Origin of the sequence: Corynebacterium sp. HMSC071B10 (assembly GCF_001814825.1) — a bacterium.
In the GTDB taxonomy this organism is placed as follows: Bacteria; Actinomycetota; Actinomycetes; order Mycobacteriales; family Mycobacteriaceae; genus Corynebacterium.
This window is the reverse complement of record NZ_KV818028.1, coordinates 14,247-30,423: the sequence shown is the minus strand read 5'-3', so window position 1 is coordinate 30,423 and position 16,177 is coordinate 14,247. Positions and strand designations below refer to the sequence as shown.

Annotated in this window: 12 protein-coding genes and 3 tRNA genes; 1 reads left to right on the top strand and 14 read right to left on the bottom strand. The window is 62.3% G+C overall.

The window, feature by feature from the left end; all coding sequences use genetic code 11:
• Positions 1–176: 176 nt before the first annotated feature.
• The 11 genes from HMPREF2990_RS12565 to HMPREF2990_RS11955 form a co-directional block, all read right to left on the bottom strand.
• Positions 177–1,124 (bottom strand): Abi family protein, encoded by a 948-nt coding sequence (locus HMPREF2990_RS12565; RefSeq protein WP_168167149.1) that lies wholly within the window; start codon positions 1,122–1,124, stop codon positions 177–179.
• Between the two features lie 245 nt (positions 1,125–1,369).
• Positions 1,370–1,445, bottom strand: a tRNA-Glu gene (locus HMPREF2990_RS12000).
• Positions 1,446–1,968: 523 nt separating this feature from the next.
• The gene (gene chrA / locus HMPREF2990_RS11995; RefSeq protein ID WP_070764840.1) at positions 1,969–3,156 is read right to left on the bottom strand and encodes a chromate efflux transporter; all 1,188 of its coding nucleotides are present in this window, start codon (positions 3,154–3,156) and stop codon (positions 1,969–1,971) included.
• A gap of 9 nt (positions 3,157–3,165) precedes the next feature.
• The gene (locus tag HMPREF2990_RS11990; RefSeq protein WP_070764839.1) at positions 3,166–4,209 is read right to left on the bottom strand and encodes an ABC transporter ATP-binding protein; all 1,044 of its coding nucleotides are present in this window, start codon (positions 4,207–4,209) and stop codon (positions 3,166–3,168) included.
• A complete protein-coding gene (locus HMPREF2990_RS11985) occupies positions 4,206–5,828 on the bottom strand; it encodes an ABC transporter permease (RefSeq protein WP_070764838.1) in 1,623 nt (540 codons plus the stop codon). The genes HMPREF2990_RS11990 and HMPREF2990_RS11985 overlap by 4 nt, the downstream gene beginning before the upstream one ends.
• Before the next feature lie 34 nt (positions 5,829–5,862).
• Positions 5,863–6,906 carry an ABC transporter substrate-binding protein gene (locus HMPREF2990_RS11980; protein ID WP_070764837.1) on the bottom strand — a complete coding sequence of 348 codons (1,044 nt, stop codon included), beginning with the start codon at positions 6,904–6,906 and terminating at the stop codon, positions 5,863–5,865.
• A gap of 85 nt (positions 6,907–6,991) precedes the next feature.
• Positions 6,992–8,269, bottom strand: a complete 1,278-nt coding sequence (locus HMPREF2990_RS11975) for an ATP-binding protein (RefSeq protein WP_070764836.1) — start codon at positions 8,267–8,269, stop codon at positions 6,992–6,994.
• 366 nt (positions 8,270–8,635) lie between these two features.
• A tRNA-Glu gene (locus HMPREF2990_RS11970) sits at positions 8,636–8,708 on the bottom strand.
• Positions 8,709–8,744: 36 nt separating this feature from the next.
• Positions 8,745–8,816 (bottom strand) — tRNA-Gln (locus HMPREF2990_RS11965).
• Between the two features lie 222 nt (positions 8,817–9,038).
• On the bottom strand, positions 9,039–10,529 hold the full coding sequence (gene gltX / locus HMPREF2990_RS11960) for a glutamate--tRNA ligase (protein WP_083317186.1): 1,491 nt from the start codon (positions 10,527–10,529) through the stop codon (positions 9,039–9,041).
• Positions 10,530–10,585: 56 nt separating this feature from the next.
• Positions 10,586–11,650 (bottom strand): CE1 family esterase, encoded by a 1,065-nt coding sequence (locus HMPREF2990_RS11955; RefSeq protein WP_070764834.1) that lies wholly within the window; start codon positions 11,648–11,650, stop codon positions 10,586–10,588.
• 85 nt (positions 11,651–11,735) lie between these two features.
• Here HMPREF2990_RS11955 and HMPREF2990_RS11950 point away from each other — a divergent pair, with 85 nt between their 5' ends.
• Positions 11,736–12,884, top strand: coding sequence for an isochorismate synthase (locus HMPREF2990_RS11950; RefSeq protein WP_070764833.1), 1,149 nt, complete (start codon positions 11,736–11,738; stop codon positions 12,882–12,884).
• A gap of 13 nt (positions 12,885–12,897) precedes the next feature.
• Here the strand turns inward: HMPREF2990_RS11950 and HMPREF2990_RS11945 are convergent, their stop codons facing one another.
• The 3 genes from HMPREF2990_RS11945 to HMPREF2990_RS11935 are packed head-to-tail and all read right to left on the bottom strand — an operon-like array spanning position 12,898 to position 16,167.
• On the bottom strand, positions 12,898–13,689 hold the full coding sequence (locus HMPREF2990_RS11945; protein WP_083317185.1) for a fumarylacetoacetate hydrolase family protein: 792 nt from the start codon (positions 13,687–13,689) through the stop codon (positions 12,898–12,900).
• A gap of 38 nt (positions 13,690–13,727) precedes the next feature.
• Positions 13,728–14,297 carry a 3'-5' exonuclease gene (locus HMPREF2990_RS11940; protein ID WP_070764831.1) on the bottom strand — a complete coding sequence of 190 codons (570 nt, stop codon included), beginning with the start codon at positions 14,295–14,297 and terminating at the stop codon, positions 13,728–13,730.
• Position 14,298: 1 nt separating this feature from the next.
• Positions 14,299–16,167: a DUF294 nucleotidyltransferase-like domain-containing protein gene (locus tag HMPREF2990_RS11935; RefSeq protein WP_070764830.1), complete on the bottom strand. Its 1,869-nt coding sequence runs from the start codon at positions 16,165–16,167 to the stop codon at positions 14,299–14,301.
• Between the last annotated feature and the right edge of the window lie 10 nt (positions 16,168–16,177).

The window sequence follows — 16,177 nt, the reverse complement described above, 5'->3', positions numbered from 1 at the left end:
ATCTTTGCTGATGCTGGCCACATAGCGTGGGCGGTTTCACGAAACTCCCTCACCAGCCTGAACCCCTGACCTGCTAATACCTCTGCACCATAGAATTTCAGAGCTTGCACCACAACAAAGCTTACGCAGTGATTATGGATGAAAGTTTACAGATACCAGCATTCGATACCACTCTTTTAGTTCTTTGTTATCTCAAAATTCCAAAGGGGGGATTCAAAGAAATTCTCGGAGAACTCCATGTCCTCAAGAAACTCTATCGGAGCTTTCATTAAGTAGTCACGCATAGCAGTAAGACTTGGATCTTGAATATCCAGATGACGCACCACATAAACGACGAGGCTGATGAAGTACCCCGCCGAGGAATTACTCATCTCGTGAACAAAAGGTCGTAGGATTTCAGGTGCGTCTTTTTTCGCATATTTCTTGATCGCGCGTGAATAACCAACCCAACACTTTGAATGATGAGCTACATTGTTTCGCCAATCGCAAAACGCACCTACAAGACTTGAAAAAATAGGTTCAGGAAGAGAAATGCGGTTTGCAATATCCTTACGATATTTGGTTTTCGTATTCTTAAACCACTTTTCAAGAGATTTGAAAGTCATCCGCTCAAAAGCCAGCGAAACTGGAGGCAGACACAGCCCAGTGCTGGAATCTGTAAAAAACTGTTGCTCTTCAGTCGAAAATTTGCGGATGAACTCGTTACTCATGAAGTTTAGATCTCTTCGATGAATTTCTCGATTCGAGATAGTTGGATTGAAATCCTCCTTGTACAGGTACGAAAAATCAAAGTTTTCATGACTCTGTTCAATAGAAATTTGCTCTGATTGAAGAGTATTTAGATCAATCAGTTGCTTCCGAAACCAAACCTCAAAAATCTGTATTAGCGAAAAAATGTGTTTTCTTAGCTGTCGATCAAACTCATGCGCAAAAAGAACATCCTCCACAACCATTCCTGGATAGAATTTATCCGTATTGCTGTCAAAGAGTTCAACCGCAAAGGTCGCGAATCTATGAAACTCTATTAGAGTAAGGGCCTGCTCGAATTCTTGTGTGCTACCCCCAAGTCCCAAACCCCTTAAATGCTGAATTTGGGCACTTTCATCAAACAGATTATTGCCCACTATTTTACTGTACGTGTTCATGATATTTTAAAACCCGGCGATTTTAGGAGTTCTGAAACCATCTGCTTCAGATTAGCCTTGCCGGGTCACTGTGTCTTCATCTTAACACACTTTTCTGGAGTGCGAACAATTGATTTGAGCATCATTGCCGGTGGAACCTGCCGTTTGATAGCGCCGAGGCGAAGTGGTGGTGACCGGATAAAGCAAAAGTGGCCAGCATCTTTGCTGATGCTGGCCACATAGCGTGGTACCCCGTACGGGATTTGAACCCGTGTTACCGCCGTGAGAGGGCGACGTCCTAGGCCACTAGACGAACGGGGCGCGTTCGCGTTCCTTGCGACTTCGTCAACAATAGAGGGTGTTCCATTAAACACACAAATCGCCAGCGTAGCGCGCATTTTTCAATGTCTTCTACACACTAAAAGGCGCACCCTCTTAAAGTGCGCCTTTCTTACGTCGCGTCCAGCCTATTGCTGGTGGTGCAGCCCCTTTCGCGAGCCGATCTGCCGGAAGCTCCGCTTCTCGCATCCCTAGCGATTTAGAAGTCGGATTATGGCTATGCCGCATATGGCGTATCGCCCGCGCCGGAAGCACCGTCGTGATGCTCAGTATCACTTGCTGTCATCCGGTCTCCTTCCTGTCGACGCTCACTTCCAGCGTGTCTTCGGCTCTGCTCCCCTTGCGTTCTATTGTGCGGGGAGGGCGTCTGACCTGCTACGTCTCACCCTAGGCGGGAACACACCAGCACGGAAGACCCTGGCACAAATCGGCTACTGGTTCTACCCCACCGAAACGCAACAGCGCACGATAGAACGTGCGGCCCGTCACACTGGTATGGGGTGGCCTACAGCGCGACGAAGCCCACTGCCGCCGCAGCGATGACCACTGCCCAAGCAGGTACCTTCCACGAGCACAGCGCGACGAAAGCCGCGGCCGCGAGCGCCATCGTCGCCGGGCCTGCGATACCGGCGGTGAAGACTGGCGTGTACAGCGCGGCAGCGAGGATGCCTACGACCGCCGCGTTGGCACCAGCCAGCACGCTCCGGCTCGCCGGGTGCGCGCGAAGCGCGTCCCAGAACGGCATTGCACCAACGACGAGCAGAGCCGCGGGCAGAAAGATCGCAACGGTGGCGAGCACCGCTCCCAGCGCCCAGTGGATGCCAGTAGCGCTCGCACCGAGGAAGGACGCGAACGTAAACAGCGGGCCGGGCACCGCCTGGGCCGCGCCGTAGCCGGCGAGGAAGACGTCGGCGCTGACCAGTCCCGTCGGCACCACGACTTGCTCGAGCAGCGGCAGGACAACGTGTCCGCCGCCGAAGACGAGGGCACCGGCGCGGTAGAAGCCGTCGATAAGCATAAGCCCCACGTCGCTGCCGCGAGCGATAATCGGCAGCACGAGCAACAGACCTACGAAGATGCCCAGGCTCGTGATGCCCGCGCTCTTGGTCAGCGTGGGCCCCGACGTGACTGCGCTCGCGGGTGCGGTGTCGCGCAGAAGGGCGTAGCCGGCCGCCGCGCCGACGAGAATCGCGGCGACTTGGATCAGCGGGCTCGGCACGAGCAGCACCAGCACCATCGCCGCAACCGCGATGAGCGCGCGCCACCTGTTGGTAACCAGTGACGTTGCCATCCCGATCAGCGCGTGCGCCACCACGGCAACCGCCGCGGCTTTCATGCCGATGAGCCAGCCTGCGTCCGCGACGTTCCCGAGTCTGCTCACGCCGAGCGCGAAGCAGACCAGGGCGATTGCCGACGGTGCCGTAAACGCCACCCACGCCGCGACCAACCCCAACATGCCCGCCCGGCGCAGCCCGAGCGCCATGCCGACCTGGCTGGACGCCGGGCCGGGGAGGAACTGACACAGGGCGACGAGGTCAGCGTACTCAGCGTCGCTGAGCCACTTGCGGCGGGTGACGAACTCCTCACGGAAGAAACCCAGGTGCGCGACCGGGCCGCCGAAGGAGGTGCAGCCGAGTTTGAGAAACGCTGCGAAAACTTCGGCGGCGCTGCCGCGCTGTGCGGGGGTTTCCATGGGTTGTCCTTACTGCTCGGAGGCGAAAACAAGCGGGGTGTCAATCCGCACGGTGACTTCGGTGTCGATGTCGGGGCGGGCATTCCCTGCAACGAACGCTCTGAATGTATGCTCCCCCGCGCGCAGTGACACCGAGTAGCCGTTGTGCTCGAATAGCGCGGAAGCCACAGACATCGTCGCCGTAGTGCTCCCAGACCCGGGTGCTTCATCGAGGTGCACCATGGACGGTTGCACGGCGACGTCTACACTCGCACCGTCTTGCGCATCTCCCTCGTAGGCCCAGCTTCCCAGCTTCTCTACGACCACTTTTCCCGCTCGGATACGGCCCGGCAAGACCGTGGCGTCGCTCAGAAAAGATGCAACCCACGCGGAGGCCGGGCGGGCGAGCAGCTCTGGCGGGGTCGCGATCTGCTCGATTACGCCGTTGCGCAGGACGGCAATGCGGTCGGCGATGGCGAGCGCCTCCTTCCGGTCGTGGGTGACGTGCACCGTGGTCAGGTGATGCGTGCGAGTTAGTGCGACGAGCTCACGGCGCAGCCCGTCTCTGAGAGGCTCGTCGAGGGCGGAAAGTGCTTCGTCGAGAAGCAGCACACTCGGGCGTGCAACGATAGCCCGCGCGAGCGCAACGCGCTGCCGCTGACCGCCGGAAAGCGACGCAGGCTTGCGCGGTCCGTAGCCAGCGAGCCCAACGAGCTCGAGTACTTCCTCGACGCGCGCTTTTCTCTCTGCGCTGGGCACTTTGGCTTGCTTCAACGGGTAGGCGACATTGGCGGCGACAGACATGTGCGGCCATACGGCATGCTGCTGAAACACCATGCCCATGTGGCGATGCTCCGGAGGTACGGCAGAAACATCGCGCCCGGCAATGGTCAGGCTGCCCGAGGTGGGTTGGATAAATCCCGCCAGTGTGCGCAGCAAGGTTGTCTTGCCCGAGCCAGAAGGTCCAACGAGGGCGAGGAATTCTCCGCCGCGGACGGTAACGCTTAGTGAGTCGAGGCCCACCGTGCCGTCGGGAAAGACCACGCTCAATTCGCTGAGCTGAATTTCACTCACGATTTGCTCCGTTCAGGGTTGCGGATGGTTAATGCGAGGGCGGCAATGCCGATGACGGCGAACATGAGCGCCAGTGCCGAGGCCTGGTTGTAGTTGCCGGACTGTTGCAGATTAAACAACTGCACGCCGAGAGTTGTGGTGCCAGGAGCGATGAGCAAGATCGAGACGGTTAACTCCCGCACCGCCGTGACTGCGACGAGCACCGCACCAGAGACCACCGCCGGAACCGCCATGCGCCCCGTGGTGTCCAGCAAAGCGCGAAGCCGGCCTGCACCAGAGATTCGCGCCGCCTCCTCCGCGGCTGCCGGCATCGACGCGAGCGGGGCACGCACCGCCTGGAGCACAAGGGCGGTAAACGCGCAGACGTACGCGAGCAGGATCACCCAACGTGTGTTGTACAGATCCGTGTAACGGCCGTAGATCACCCAGCCGACGCCGATAATCAGCCCAGGCAATGATGTGGGCAACAGCACGATCAGCGTCAGCGCGGTGTTGGTCCGCGCGCGGGTACGGGTGACCAATAGCCCCACTACCCACCCCAACGCACCGCACAGCAGCGCCGCGCCGCACGCGAGTATGACAGAGTTCGTGAACCCCTCCACCACCCGCGGGTTCTGCAGCGTGGATTGGAAGTTAGACAGGGAAATGTTCTGCAGTGTGAAAGGCACGCCGGGGGCAGGCAAGAGCGCACGGTAGGTCAAGCCAAGGATCGGCCCAATGGTAAGTGCGAGCGCAATCACCCATGAAACCGCAGAGACCACTGTGCGCGAGGCCCCAAGCGGTAGTGGCATCGACTCCCCCGCGTCGGTCGCGTGAACCCCACGGGAGGACACCACGTGATCCGCGACTACTGCGGCGATACCGAGTACCAAAAGAATCGTGCCAATGGTGGAGACCACCTGCAGCGGGTTTGCCACGATGCCGGATTCCATCATGCGATAGACCATGGTTGCCAGCGTTTCAAAGCGCACTGGTGAGCCGAGAATCGAGGGGATCCCAAAATCTGCCAGGTTCGACACTGCGGTCAGCGTGAAAGCGCTCAGAAAGGCAGGTCCCAGTAGCGGCAGCGTCACCGTACGCAAGATACGCGCGCTGCCCGCACCGCTAATTCGCGCAGCGAGCTCCAGATCCGCCGGGATGGAGCGCAGCGCGGCGGCGACGATGACGTAGACAACAGGATACGAATGCAGCGTCATCAAAAAGATGACCCCGTCGGCACCATAGATGTTCCAGATCTCGCGACCAAACACCGCGTTGAGCCCCTGATTGTTGCCAAAAAGCTGCAGCCAAGAAATAGCGCCAACAAACGGAGGAATGAGCAGCGGTGAAAGCAGCAGGATACGCAATACATTCTTGCCAAAGACGTCAGTTCGCTCCAGCAGCAGCGCAATCACCCCGCCAAGGACAACAGCAAAAGCTGACGACGCCAACGTGGTCACCACAGAATTCGCCGCCGCTTCACCCAACCCCTGCTGCAAGAGCAGGGGGAACTGATTGCCACCAAGAGCGAGTGAAACTACAAGCGCCAGCGGCGCAACAAAAAGCGCAGCGACGATGAGCCACACCCCGAGACGTACAAGACGCACACCGCTTACGCGCCGTTCAACTGTTTCGGGCACAGTACTCCTACATGTGTTCTAATCCTGCAGCGAGTTACTTCACTGCGTTCTGGAAGAACGCCACTGCTTCCTCACGATCTTCGGTCAAGGAGGCCAGGTCCGCCTCCATCAGCGGAATCTCCTGCAAGCTCGGTGCATCGCCAGGCGTGCCCACAGACTCAATCACCGGCAGGTAATTCTGCTCGACTGCAATCTTTTGCCCCTCCTCCGACAGGATGAAGTTGATGTAGCGCTGTGCCGCGTCCTTCACATCTGAATCCTTAAACACCGCGATCGGCTCGGTGATAAAGGGCGCGCCCTCCTCCGGGTACGCAGTATTGATCGGTGAGCCCGCATCGGCGAGGTCACGCACCAGGTAGTCCACCACGATGCCAACCGGGTGGCCACCGCCCGCAATCTCCTGCGAGGTAGGCCCGTTGGACTTGGCAATCATCGGCTGGTTCTCGCCCAGCTTGGTAATCCACTCCTCGCCAAGCTGCTCGTTGCCCTTCCACACGGTGGCGTTGTACGCGGCCGCGCCCGAGACCGACGGGTCCGGCATGACGAGCTTGCCCTGGTATTCAGGATCAGTGAGCGCCTGCCACGACGCCGGCGCGTTGTCCTGGTCGTACACCTCGGTGTTGTAGGCAATCACGGTGGGGATGATGCGCGTGCCCACGTACATGTTGTCCGCACCCTGCGCTGCATCAATCACCTGAGAGGTGTCGACGTCGCTAAGCTCGGCCAAGTCCCCGGCTTCCTTGTACGTTTCGAAAGTCGGCGCATCGGCGGCCCAGAAAATATCTGCCTCGATGCTGCCTGCCGCCTTCTCCGCTTCAAGGCGGGCAGTCAGGTCGCCGGTGCCGGCGCGGTAGACCTCTACCTTGACGTCCGGGTTGGCCTCCTCAAAAGCCTGGTTAATCTCATCAACCTTTTCCTCTGGTTCTGAGGTGTAGACCGTGAGCGTGACTTCGCCCTCCGCTGCAGGCGAATTCTCTGCGCTCGAAGCCGTATCCTCAGCAGGCTCTGCGCATCCAGCTAGCAGTGCGGTCGCGGAACCAGTAGCAAGCAGTGCGGTTAGGGTCTTTTTCGAGCGCATGGCAATTCTCCTCTTGGTGGGCCGATTTTTATCGATCCTGACCGTAGCAAAGGCATGGGCGCTTTGCAGGGCGAAAGCAGTGCCACTAACCCAACGCAGCCAAGGGGACGACCCAGATTCCGTCAGCACGGCGGTACAGGTGGCTACCGGCATGCACCACCATGCCGCCAGCCCACTTCGGCCCCAACTGCTCACGCAGCCAATGCAGGTGCGCCACGTCATCGTCACGGACCTCCGGAGATACCTTTACCTCGATCCCGAGTATCCGCTTCTCCATGTCCTCGACGAGGATGTCCACTTCACGCTCGCCCCTCCGCGCACGCAAGTGCCACGTTTTCGCACCAAAGGTCTCTGCCGCGACGCGAGCGCTCAAGAGCACGAAAGACTCGAAAAGCTGGGCAAACAACTCGCTTTGCGCTGGATCCCCCGAGATCAGAGAAGTCGGCGTCGCACCGAGCAGTGTTGCGGCCAGGCCTGGATCACACAGGTGGTGCTTAGGCGAACGGATCAGCGGAGGAAAACCAGCCTGCAATGGTTCCCATGCGGGAAGCGGCTCGAGGATCATCAACTGCTCCAAGAGTCGACGATAGCCCTGCGTCGTTTTCCTCGTGGGCTTGTCAGCCTCGCCGGGCGTCGCGCGATCCAGGATCGACTGATAACTGTCTGTCCGCGAAGAGCCTACAGCATAGGCGGAGAGCCAACGGATCACCGCCTGCGGGTCACGAACACGCTGCCCCAGTTCTTCGAACTCGTGCGTTGCAAGACGCTCGACGTAGGAAGTCAGGCGCATCGTCCGCAACCGCGGCGGCAACTCCATAATGCCAGGAAACCCCGAGCGACAAATCTCCTCGGCATAATCCGCCACACCGACGGCAACCTCTTCCGCTTCAACGTTGCTTTGCGTGCCATGAAAGATTTCCGCGATACGCACCTTGGTACGTGCCAACGAACGCTCCTGCATTGCGAAGGGGCGCATCCGAACTTCATCGATCCTTCCAGCCCCAGAATGGATTCCGGCCCCATGTGGCGGGTACGCACTTCCTGTCAGAAGAAACGACCCGGCTGGCGCCCCCGCGTCCACCGCCCGACGGACGATATCCCATACCGGTGGGTATTTCTGCCATTCATCGATGAGCACATTGCCCTGCCGCGAGTGCACGATCGAAGGGTCAGCCGCAACCAGGTCACTCATCCCCGGGGAATCCAACTGCAGCACATGCTCAGCACGCTGCAACGCCGTTTGGGTCTTCCCCACGCCTTTTGCCCCTTCAAGCGCAATCGCAGGAAAGTACGGCATGACCTCGTCAAGGAGGGTATCTATCTCCCTCCTCACATACTTCGTTGAATCTGTGGCTTCATCCATGCACAAACCGTAGCACGATATCGCGGAGTAACGCCAGGTAGAATGGTATGTTACCCAGATTGTACACATTCTATTACCCAAAATGTACACACTTAATTACCCAAAATGAGCACGCTTCATTACCCAGATTTGTCAATTGGGAACAAGCGATGTGTGTCCAGTTGGTTCTAGAGAATCAGCCCGGACGGGCTCTCCGGGATAGGAACGTCCGCATAGCAACGCCGTCCTAAACGGAGCTAGCTCCATTTGGACCCACGCCGCAAAGAACGCCCCGCCACCAAACGCCACAAAACAGCGCACACCCCAACCCCCAACACAAGAAAAACCGAGACGGCCAGCTTTTCAGCTGACCGCCTCGGTGATTTGTACCCCGTACGGGATTTGAACCCGTGTTACCGCCGTGAGAGGGCGACGTCCTAGGCCACTAGACGAACGGGGCATTAGGACACAGAACAACTTTCATGAAGTTCTGTTGCTGGCCTACCTGGACTCGAACCAAGAATGACGGTACCAGAAACCGTTGTGTTGCCAATTACACCATAGGCCATCGTTTTTCAGTGCTTACCGGAGTAAACTCTTTGTGAAGTTTTTCCTTGCTCGCTCTGAACAACGATGATTACTATAACCAGAAGGTACAATACATACCAAATCGCCTGCGTATCGCCGCTTTTTAGGCGTTAAAATAACGCCGTTGTAAGTGTGCTCAAATACGACGACGCCCGCGTGCTGGGTGGGCACGCGGGCGTCGGAAAGCAAGCGAAAAGCGCTCCTACTCCGCTGCGTAAGGCGTGACTGCGCGGGCGGCACGCAGGCGCGTCAGCGTGGACTCCTTGCCCAGCAGCTCCATGGACTCGAACAGCGGCGGGGAGACCTGCTCGCCGGACACGCCGACGCGCAGCGCGCCGAAGGCCTTGCGCGGCTTCAGTTCGAGCTTCTGGATGAGCGCCTCGTTGAGTGCGGCGTCGATGGCGTCGGTGGCCCAGGCGGACTCGTCGATGGCCTCGAGGGCGGCGATGCCCTCGTCGAGCGCGGCGACCGCGTCCTCCTTGAGGTTCTTACGCGCGGCCTTCTCGTTGAGCTCCAGCTCGGCGTCTGGGGTGACGAGGAACTTGAGGAGTCCGTAGGCGTCGCCAAGCATCTTGATGCGGGTCTGCACCAGCTCGGCGGCCAGCGCGAACTTCTCCGCCGGGTAGTCGGCCGGGAAATCGGTGTACTCGGTCAGGTAGGCGCGCAGGCGATCGCGGAAGTCCTCCGGCTCGAGCAGGCGGATGTGGTCGGCGTTGATGGCCTCGAGCTTCTTCTGGTCGAAACGCGCGGGGTTGCCCAGCACGTTTGAAACGTCGAAGGCCTTGACAAACTCGTCGACAGAGAAGATGTCCTGGTCCGCGGACAGCGACCAGCCCAAAAGCGCGAGGTAGTTGATCATGCCCTCCGGGATGATGCCCGCATCGCGGTGGTTGAACAGGTTGGACTCCGGGTCGCGCTTGGACAGCTTCTTGTTGCCCTGCCCCATCACGAACGGCAGGTGCGCGAACTCGGGCGTGAAGTCGGTGACGCCGATGCGCTGCAGCGCCGCGTACAGCGCAATCTGGCGTGGGGTGGACGACAGCAGGTCCTCGCCGCGCAGGACGTGGGTAATACCCATCAGCGCGTCATCGACCGGGTTGACCAGGGTGTACAGCGGTGCACCGTTGGAGCGGGCGACGACGAAATCCGGCTGGGTCTCGGACTTAAAGGTGACCTCGCCGCGCACCAGGTCGTTCCAGGTCCAGTCCTGGTCCGGCATGCGCAGGCGCCACACGGGCTTGCGGCCCTCGGCCTCAAAGGCGTCGATCTGCTCCTGGGTCAGGTCGCGGTCGAAGTTGTCGTAGCCCAGCTGCGGGTCGCGCCCAGCGGCCTTGTGGCGCTCCTGCACTTCCTCGTTGGTGGAGTACGCGGGGTAGACCTCGCCGGCCTCGATCAGCTTGTCCAGGACCTCTTTGTAGATGTCCATGCGCTGCGACTGGCGGTACGGCTCGTGCGGGCCGCCGATGTTGATCCCCTCGTCCCAGGTCAGACCGAGCCACTCGAGCGACTCGATGATGGCCCGGTAGGACTCCTCGGAGTCGCGGGCGGCGTCCGTGTCCTCGATACGGAAGACAAACGTGCCGCCGCTGTGCCGCGCCTGCGCCCAGTTAAACAGGGCGGTGCGCACCATTCCGACGTGCGGGGTGCCAGTGGGCGATGGGCAAAAACGTACGCGCATTGCAGATTCAGTCATGGGGTAAATAGTAGCCCCTACGTGCGGGCAGTCGCTTTTCGACGCCCACCGCACCCCTACTTCGCGTGCCGCGAAAGGAACCACCACAGCTCATCAGCAGCGGACGGCGAGTACCACCAGTAGTGGTTCGAGCCGTGCACCTGGATCACCTGCACGCCCTTGGCGCAGCCGCGCGCGGACACGCGGGTGGCGTTCGGCCCGACCGAGGCGCGATCCACGCCGCCGGCGCAGCGGTTACGACGCTCGTAGGATGCGAACATCGCCGGCACGGGCAGGACGCGCTCCCCACGACGGATCGTGCCGTGGTACGGCGTGAGCGTGTCGCCGGTGCCGTGGACGGCCAGAAAGGCAACGGGGATGGGTTGGCAGCCACGGTTCACCGGTGCGTAGTACGCGCCGGAGACACCCGCCACACCCGCGAAGAGGTCGGCCATATGGCAGGCGGAGACCGCAGCCATCCCGCCGCCGGTGGACATCCCGGTGGCGTAGATGCGGCGGCGGTCGATGTTGTAGTAGCGCTGGACGTCGTCAATCATGGCGCGGACAAAGCGGATGTCCTGGCCCGGGCGGGTTACCGCTGTCGGTGAGCCCTCCCACGACGCTCCAATGGCGCGCGGGTAGACGATGATGGCGTTCTGCCCCACCGCGGACTCGCGCAGCCGCGAGTAGTTACGGAAGTTCTCGGTGGAGTCCTGGTAGGCCGAGTAGCCCACCATCACCGGCGTGGGGCGTGCCGGGTTGTAGTTGGCAGGCACCCACACGAGGTAGCTGCGGCCCGCACCGACGATCTCTCCATTGCGACCCGGGGCGACCGGGGCCTTCGCCTGCGGTGCCCACCCACGGGCACCCGGCACCTTCGGCGCCGGCACGGGGGCCGGGTTGTGCGGCAGCGAGGACCCGGGCGGCAGAGACTCGTTGGCCATGCGGACGAACTTGTTCCATTCCGCATTCGCGTTGCGGGTGGCGTCGGCGACGGCGTTGTTCACGTTCTCCACCGCGGCGTTGACGTGTCCGTCGATGGTAGAAGACAGATCCTGAGCAGCAGCCGGGGTGGCCTGAGTAGCCAGCAAAAGGGCGCCAAGGCCACCCGCAAGCGTTTTCACAATTTTCACTTCTGTCACATTACTCCCCTTGTAAGTTTCTGCCAGTTCGCATGGAACTGCCCCATAGTTGCTGCATATTTCGCGGTTGCTAAAGTCTCCCCTTATGTCGCAGACCCCCGCGCACAACTCGCCCACCCCTGATCACGGACGCCCCGCAAGCGCCCCGGACTTCCTCCTGTCCCGCGCCCACGGCTCCGTCCGCACACAGGGCTCGGTGCGCCAGTTTTCCGATGCCTTCGCCGCCATCGACGCAATCGAGGCCGGCGAAGTCGACATGGTCGTCGGCGCACTCCCCTTCGACCAGGACTGCCCCGCCGCGCTCACGGTGCCGGAAACCATCGTGCGCGAATCCGGCACGCTCGAGCCGCACCCGTACTACCGCGTCGGACCCGGCTCACGCCTCTCCGCTTCCGTGACCAGTTACGACCCCGCTCCCCAGGAGCACCTTCGCAGAATCGAGGCAGCGCTCGGCACGATCGAGGCCTCCAAACTGGACAAGGTGGTCCTCGCCCGCGCGGTGGACATCGCCTTCGATCCGCCAGTTGACCCGCGCCTCGTCGCGGCGCGGCTTATCGACCTCTCCTTCACCCGCGACGGCTTCATCGCCGATCTGACCCCAGCCGGCCGCCCCGGCAACTTCTTCGTCGGCTCCTCACCTGAGGTGCTGGTCAAGCGGCGCGGCATGGAGGTTGCTTCGCACCCGCTGGCGGGTTCTGCCGCGCGCATCCCGCACGACCGCGAAGCCGACGAGGCCGCAGCCAAAGCGCTCTACAACTCGGCGAAGGATCTCGACGAGCACGCCTACGTCGTCGAGCACATCCGCGGCATCCTCGCCCCGCTGTGCACCCGCCTGGAAATTCCGGAGCGCCCCCAGATTGAAAAGACCAGCGAGATGTGGCACCTGGCCACCCCCATCCGCGGCGAGCTCAAGGACCCCGCGCCCACCGCGCTCGACCTCGCGCTGCGGCTCTACCCCACCCCGGCCGTCTGCGGCACGCCGCCCGAGGCCGCCGAGGCGCTGATCACCACCGCGGAAACCGACCGCGGCTTCTACGCTGGCGCGGTCGGCTACACCGAAAACAACGGCGACGGCGAGTACATGGTGGCGATCCGCTGCGCCGAGGTCGATGCCTCCGGCACAAGCGCCCGCACCTGGGCGGGCGGCGGCCTCGTCCTCGGCTCCGACCCCCAGGCGGAGCTGGACGAGACCAGCGCCAAGCTGCGCACCATCATGCGCGCGCTTGGTCTTTGATACTCGGGCCGGTTTAGGCCCGAGCGACCGGATTGCCCAGGCTGCCGATGCCCGGGATCTCAACCTCAATGAAGTCACCCGGCACCATCTCAGCGGTACCGGCCGGGGAGCCGGTGGCCATCACGTCGCCCGGCAGCAGGGTGAAGGACTGGGTGACCCATTCGATCATCTCGCCGATGTTCATGATCATCTGCTTGGAGTTGGAGTCCTGCTTCGTCTCGGTTTTCCCGTCGTGGGTGAGGTGTGCCTTGATCGGCAGGTCGGAGAAGTCGAACTTATCCAGGTCCGTCTCGATCCAGGGCCCGAGCGGGGCGAAGGTGTCAATGCCCTTGGCGCGCGCCCACTGGCCGTCGGAAAACTGCAGGTCGCGGGAGGACACGTCGTTGATGATGGTCACTCCGCGGACCACCGACTTCCAGTCCTTAGCCTTGACGTTCTTGCAGGGCACGCCGATGACGACGGCGAGCTCGCCCTCGAACTCCACGCCGGTGGCGAAGTCCGGGATACGAATCGGCGCGCCCGGCCCGACGACCGCTGTCGGCGGCTTGATAAAGATGGTCGGCGGCAGGTGCTCTGCCGACTCCTTGAACACCTCGGCGACGTGGTCCGCGTAGTTGCGGCCCACCGCCACGATCTTGCTGGGCAGCGTCGGCGCGAGCAGGCGCACGTCCTCCAGCTTGTACTCTTTTCCGGTGTATTCGGGTTCGGTGTACGGGGTGCCGGCGATTGCCTTGGCTACCTCCCCCGCTTCGTCGATGACGGCGAACGTCATCCCTTCAGGTGTTGCAATTCGTCCAAAACGCATAGGCAAGAGCATACCGAAGCGTATCGCGAAGTGACACATCACTCACTAGCTAGCGCAAGGTAAAGCTCAGCACACGCAATCGCGTCTGTGAGCGCCCCGTGATTGGTGTACCGCGGCAGCCCATAGCGCTGGCGCACGCGCGGCAGCCGGAGGTCCTCGCCGCGCGGGTAGGTGCCCATGCGTTCCATGTGGCGTCGCTCCATCGTCATCGTGTCAATCACCTCCGATTCATGCAGCGCCCAGCGCTTCCCGCGCACCTCCGTAGCCAACTGGCCGAGGAAACCCGTTTCCATCTGCGCAAAGTGCGCGAGCAGCTTCCGCCCCTCGATGGCGCGCACAAAGGCCTCCCACACCTGCGCGGGGTCCTCACCGCGCGCTGAGACCTCGTCATCGGTGATCCCGTGGATGGTCGCGGAGTCCCCCACCTCCGCACCGGCCAGCACGTGGTGCTGCGCCCCGCCCAGGTCGATCACGTTGCCGTTGACCGGCACCCAGCCGACGGCGACCAACGCATCACGGCCGGGTTTGAGGCCGGTGGTTTCGACGTCGACGGCCAGCAGCGCGCCGTCGATAAGCTGCCTGCGCTTCGCGCGCGTCCCGAAAAACATCTCACACCGCCCGCACCGGGTACTTGTTCGCCAGCGCGTTCTGCAGCGACTTGATCACGCGGAAACTGTCGCGCAGCGCCGCCCGGTCGCGCTCGCTGAGCTGCTTCGGGTCGATGTGGTAATCGGGCCGCTCTCCGGCACGCAGCTGCCTCGCCTGGTGCTTCATCACCAGGTCAGCCAGGTATTCGTAGGCACCGAACAGGTCCTCCGCGCCCTTGGCCGAGATGATCGCGCCCGGCTCGCTTCTCGACGCCAAAATACGCGCCACTGTATCCACCTCACCCACCCCCGAAACGATCGAGTACAGCCGCGCCATCTGCACCACCGCCGCGGTCCCGCCGCGCTTGATGTCCAGGGTGGAGGCGTACTCGCCACTGCGCTCGACGACCAGGCCGCGGAAGAACCCAATCGGCGGCTCGCGGAACGTGGCCAGCGCGGCCAGGTGCGTGTGCAGTCGGCGCGAGCCACGGGCGGAGGCGAGCGCCGCGTCGTGGACCTCGCGGGCCGCGGTCTCGGCCGCGGCGTCGGACGCAAAGATGGTACGGAAGTCGAAGAAGACCTGGGCGTGCAACAGCGCGTCCGGATCGGGCGCGGTGACCCAGCCGTGGAAGGTGCGCTCCCACTCCGCCTGCGTCATGCGCCAGGCGTCGTTGGCGGCCATCATGTCGCCTGGACACAGCGCCTGCCCAGCGTGACCGAGGCCCTCGGAGACGAAGCGGCCCAGCTCGGCGAAGTACGCGCCGTGCGCCTCCAGGTCGAAGGCGTTGTCCAGCACCAGCGCGTTGTCCTGGTCGGAGGCCGGCCCCATCTCTCTGCGCGCCTGGGAGCCGACCGCGACGAACGCGAAGGGCACCGGTGGGTCCCCGAGCTTCTCGATGGCGAGCGTGCACAGCCGCCGCGCGATCCCGTCCGCGATCGAGGTGAGGATCCGCTGCGACTCGGTGGCCGAGGCCCCGCGCTCGTAAAAGCGCATCGCCACCTGCGCCGCCCGCCCGTACGCGCCCTCGAGTTCCTCATAACTCGCGCGCTCCACGTCGGCGGCGAGGTAGATCGGGTCGGCCTGCAAAAGGCGCATGATGTCGGAGGAGGTCACGATCCCCTCGATGCCGTGCTCGCCTTCCACCGGCAGGTGGTGGATGCCTGCCTCGCCCATCAGCAGCATCGCTTCGAAGACAAGCGAGGACCCAGCGATCGAACGCACCGGGGACGTCATGATCTCGGCCACCGGCCGGTCCGGGTCCACACGCCGAGCCACCACGCGCGAGCGCAGGTCGCGGTCGGTGACGATCCCCGGCTCGTCCCCGTCAACGATCAGGCAGGTCACGCGGTGGCGATCCATCGCTGCGGCCGCCTCTGCGATCGGGGTCGTCGGTGCAATCTTGTGCAGCTCGCGGCCACGGATGAGCTCCGCGAGCCGGGTACGCAGCACCTGCGCCGAACCGGAATCGCGCACCTCCTCAGCCGCAGCCGCTACGCGACGCGACGCGGACTGGAAGAAGCGCTCCAGGTCCGGATGTGCCTCCAAAAGCTGCGCAAACGTCTCGCGCGGGAGGAGCAGCAGCACGCAGTCCTCCACGGCGGTCATGGTGTACTGCGACTCGCGCTCGCCGACGAGCGTGGAGTAGCCGAAGTTCTTGCCCGCGTCGCGCCGATCAAGCAGCAGACCGTCCTCGGCGACGATGTCGATCGCCCCCGAGCGGATGATGTGCAGCGTATCGTTCGGCTCGCCGAGGCCCACGACCGTGGTGCCGCGGCGCACGTAGGTAATACCCATCTGCGCGGGCAGCGCGGCGAGCTCCTCTTCGGGTAGGTGTGAGAAGGGCTCGTGCTCGGCAAGGAAGCCGCTGACCTCTTCAAGTTCGACGCTCATGCCCCAACAT

Excerpts from the sequence above, each read along its gene's own strand:
- chrA (WP_070764840.1), bottom strand. The coding sequence starts at position 3,156 with ATGGAAACCCCCGCACAGCGCGGCAGCGCCGCCGAAGTTTTCGCAGCG.
- HMPREF2990_RS11980 (WP_070764837.1), bottom strand. The coding sequence starts at position 6,906 with ATGCGCTCGAAAAAGACCCTAACCGCACTGCTTGCTACTGGTTCCGCG.
- HMPREF2990_RS11975 (WP_070764836.1), bottom strand. The coding sequence starts at position 8,269 with ATGGATGAAGCCACAGATTCAACGAAGTATGTGAGGAGGGAGATAGAT.
- gltX (WP_083317186.1), bottom strand. The coding sequence starts at position 10,529 with ATGACTGAATCTGCAATGCGCGTACGTTTTTGCCCATCGCCCACTGGC.
- HMPREF2990_RS11950 (WP_070764833.1), top strand. The coding sequence starts at position 11,736 with ATGTCGCAGACCCCCGCGCACAACTCGCCCACCCCTGATCACGGACGC.
- HMPREF2990_RS11945 (WP_083317185.1), bottom strand. The coding sequence starts at position 13,689 with ATGCGTTTTGGACGAATTGCAACACCTGAAGGGATGACGTTCGCCGTC.
- HMPREF2990_RS11940 (WP_070764831.1), bottom strand. The coding sequence starts at position 14,297 with ATGTTTTTCGGGACGCGCGCGAAGCGCAGGCAGCTTATCGACGGCGCG.
- HMPREF2990_RS11935 (WP_070764830.1), bottom strand. The coding sequence starts at position 16,167 with ATGAGCGTCGAACTTGAAGAGGTCAGCGGCTTCCTTGCCGAGCACGAG.